Source organism: Altererythrobacter sp., from assembly GCF_050299635.1.
Lineage (GTDB): Bacteria > Pseudomonadota > Alphaproteobacteria > Sphingomonadales > Sphingomonadaceae > Erythrobacter.
In genome coordinates, this window is record NZ_JBNKWF010000047.1 from 1 (window position 1) to 3114 (window position 3114).

Annotated in this window: 2 protein-coding genes and 1 pseudogene; 2 read left to right on the forward strand and 1 reads right to left on the reverse strand. The window is 58.6% G+C overall.

Annotated elements, in window-relative coordinates; translation table 11 throughout:
• Positions 1–174, forward strand: a pseudogene (locus tag ACQY6C_RS14635) (peptide-methionine (S)-S-oxide reductase MsrA); the annotation flags it as partial.
• Between the two features lie 363 nt (positions 175–537).
• Here the strand turns inward: ACQY6C_RS14635 and ACQY6C_RS14640 are convergent.
• Positions 538–2496 (reverse strand): TIR domain-containing protein, encoded by a 1959-nt coding sequence (locus tag ACQY6C_RS14640; protein ID WP_427970006.1) that lies wholly within the window; start codon positions 2494–2496, stop codon positions 538–540.
• 269 nt (positions 2497–2765) lie between these two features.
• On the opposite strand from ACQY6C_RS14640, the gene ACQY6C_RS14645 reads away from it, so the two are divergent.
• A partial coding sequence (locus ACQY6C_RS14645; protein ID WP_427970008.1) for a hypothetical protein occupies positions 2766–3114 on the forward strand: 349 nt, incomplete at its 3' end.

Consider the following 3114-nt stretch of genomic DNA (forward strand, 5'->3'; position numbering starts at 1 on the left):
GGCCAGCAGGCCGTGACCACGATCGAGGGGCCAGCGACCTGGTATCCGGCAGAGGATTACCACCAGGAATATTGGGAAGGCGAAGGCCAACGCAATCCCTATTGCCTGGCGGTGATTCCGCCCAAGCTGCAGAAGCTGCGCAAGAGCTTCGCGGCGAGGGTGAAGCAGGACTGATTCGCCTCCGATCCGATTGGGCGAAATCCTACTCGATGGAACACATGGAACACAGTCCATGTGCGGAAATCCCGAAGCGCCGAATTCTACAGATTCAAGCCTGAATACAAAGGGTTGTGGCAGGTTTTCGCGCATTTAGCTGGCATGGCATGGAACGCATGATGTAGGAAAGTTTGTGCCGCTCTGTTGGACTTCAAACTCTCACCGAAACTGAGTGCTTGGAGGGTCCGCTAACGACCCAGTTGCGGACACAGCCAGCCCCACGCTGACTTTCATATATTCGAAGAATTTCATCATCCTGTAGCCGTAGATCGATTGCCTGTTTGCGCTGTTTAGGTGAATCGTCGGGTTCGAAGCCGTCAGTCAGGCTTCAATGCCGCACCATCCGGGTCCGGGGCTCGGCTGGTCATGCGCTATCCCGGCGCGGTCCAGCGCGGCACGGGTCTTGGGCAGCCCGGTCGTGTCAAAATCCGGTATGTAGCCCCAATAGAGCAGCACATAGGGTGGTGAGTCCCGGTCGAAGGGCTGCGATGCCCGATTGTCATTCGATCCGATCCACCAGCGCTCCGCATCTTCGGGGCTCATCTGCCCAACGATGCGTCTTGCATCCTCGTCCTGCCCAAGGATGCAATGGAAGTAGAATCGGACGGCCAAGCGTGCATCTTCGCGCGGCTCGATACTATCGAATCTCTCGAGCGCCTGGCGCGCTTCTTCTTCAAGGCCGGACTCGGCCAAGGCCCCGATCGCACGATCGAGGGCGAAGGCGTCGCTTCCTTGCTCAAGCGCCATGCGTGCCTGTCGTACTGCCTCCTCGGCCTTTCCGATCCTGCGTAGCTGAGTAATCGACCAGCCGGTCGGGCCGTCGTTCAGCTGGACCCGGCGCAAGATCGATTGCTCGGCCCCATCATAATTGCCGTTGGCAATTTGCGCCATTGCCAGGTCTTCGAGGATATTGAGTTCATTGGGATATTGGCGGTGCAATTCGGAAAGCCTGGTTTCGACATCCTTGAAGCGCAGATAATAGCGATCCCGCAAGGCAAGTGCATGGCCATGAATCCAGCTGCCTTCTTCCGAGCCGGCCAGGGCCGCCCTCACTTCTTCGAGAAACAGGGGATCGCGCTCGAGCGCATCCTCATATCCCGACCAGCCAAAGGTGCCTTGGCTCATGCGGTAAATCAATATTTGCGCCGCAGCGAGATGCGCAGCCGTAAAACCGGGATCGATGGTATAGGCGCGCTGGAAATATTCATAGGAGGTGACGGGATCGGTGTCGTTAAAGGTACTTTGCGTCGTTCCCTTGAGATAGGCTTCATAGGCTTCGACCGAATTCGTGCCGATATCCGCCATCTGTGCCAGCGCTTCGGGGTCCATCACGGTTTCGAGCGCGCGGGCTACATCCACCGCGATATTTTCCTGGACTTCGATCGCATCCATGGTCGTGCGGTCAAACTGTTCCGACCACATCAGTTCGCCATCGGACTGACGAACCAGTTCGACGGTCACCCGCATCTGTTCACCCGTGCGGCGGACCGAGCCGCTCAAAATATGCTCTACTGCCAGTTCGCTGGCGATTTCCATCGGGCTGAGCGCGCTGTCGCGAAAGGCAAAGGCAGCACTCGAAGGCGCGACGACAATATCCGGGGTGCGCGAAAGCCTGGACGTGATTTCGTCAGCCAACCCGTCGGTGAACCATTGCTGGTCGCCACCGGGAGACAGATCGCGGAAAGGTAGGATTGCGACTGATTTCGTACGGTCTATTTCTGCAGCTTCCGCGCCCGGCGATCCAGAGCCAATGCCCCCGCTCATGAACCACCAACCGGCCGCGGCAATGAACAGCAAAGCCGCAAGGCCGCCGACCAGCATTGGAATTTTGCCGGGAGCGCGCCTGGCTGGAACCGAAACAGGGGCAGGCTCAGCGCTGCTGCCCCTTGCCATGTTCACCCTGTTCCTGAGCGTTTCGATAAGGCCGGCAAGGCCCGCATGACCTTTCGCGCCCTTCCACCCTGACAGGTCCACGGCCTGCTGCTGGCGGAATCCCAATGGCGGGAGGTTCTCGTCAAACCGCAGCGGCACAAGCTTGCCATTGTCGCGTCCGCTTGCTGCCTCGTCGAGTACCCACGGACTCTCGATCGATGCTTCCGACCATGCCACCACCACGATCTTGCTGGCGTCCAGTTCGCGCTCGATATCCTTGCCGAAATGCGCGCCGCCTTCGATCTTGCGGTCCCACCAGACCGAAAGCCCGTGCGATTCAAGCGCCTCGGCGAGCTTTTCGATCCGCGACCGGTCGGCCCTTGCATAGGAAATGAAGATGTCGGCCAAAATGTTCCCCGTTGTCTGTCTCGAACGGATCTAGCGGAGAAGTATTTAGCGTAAAAGGACAAACGGCCAATTTTGACGGCGAGGATGAAGGCGTCAAGATCGAGCGATCCGAAAACGAACCGCGCGAGAACGCACCCGAGAACCGCAGGAAATCAGGCGCAGGCGGATCAGGCGGCAGCGTCCGCTAACGACCCATTTGCGGACATAGGCATTATCTGATTTACAGGATGGGCAGGCGGTCGCATCTCGATCTGAAGAAGGAGTTTCCCGTGTCAGCAATTGCGCTCATCGCTGCGTTAGCGTCTTCTGTTCCGCTCGAAAGCTCCACGCTCCCGCTGCCACCCGAACTTCGCGAAAGCGCCTCGATCGTCTCGCTCGACTCCGCCGGCAAGGTCACCACTCTGCGAAGCGGAGCCGGCAAGATGGTCTGTATCGCCGACGCACCAGATGACGATACTTTCGATGTCCGCTGCTACCATCGCGACTTCATTCCCTATCTCTATCGCGTGAGGCAGCTTTCCGCCGAAGGAGTAGTCGACACTGACATCGACGTACGGATCGAGCAGGAGCTGGAAGCGGGCACGTTCCACATGACGATGAAACCTTCCGCCGGTTATC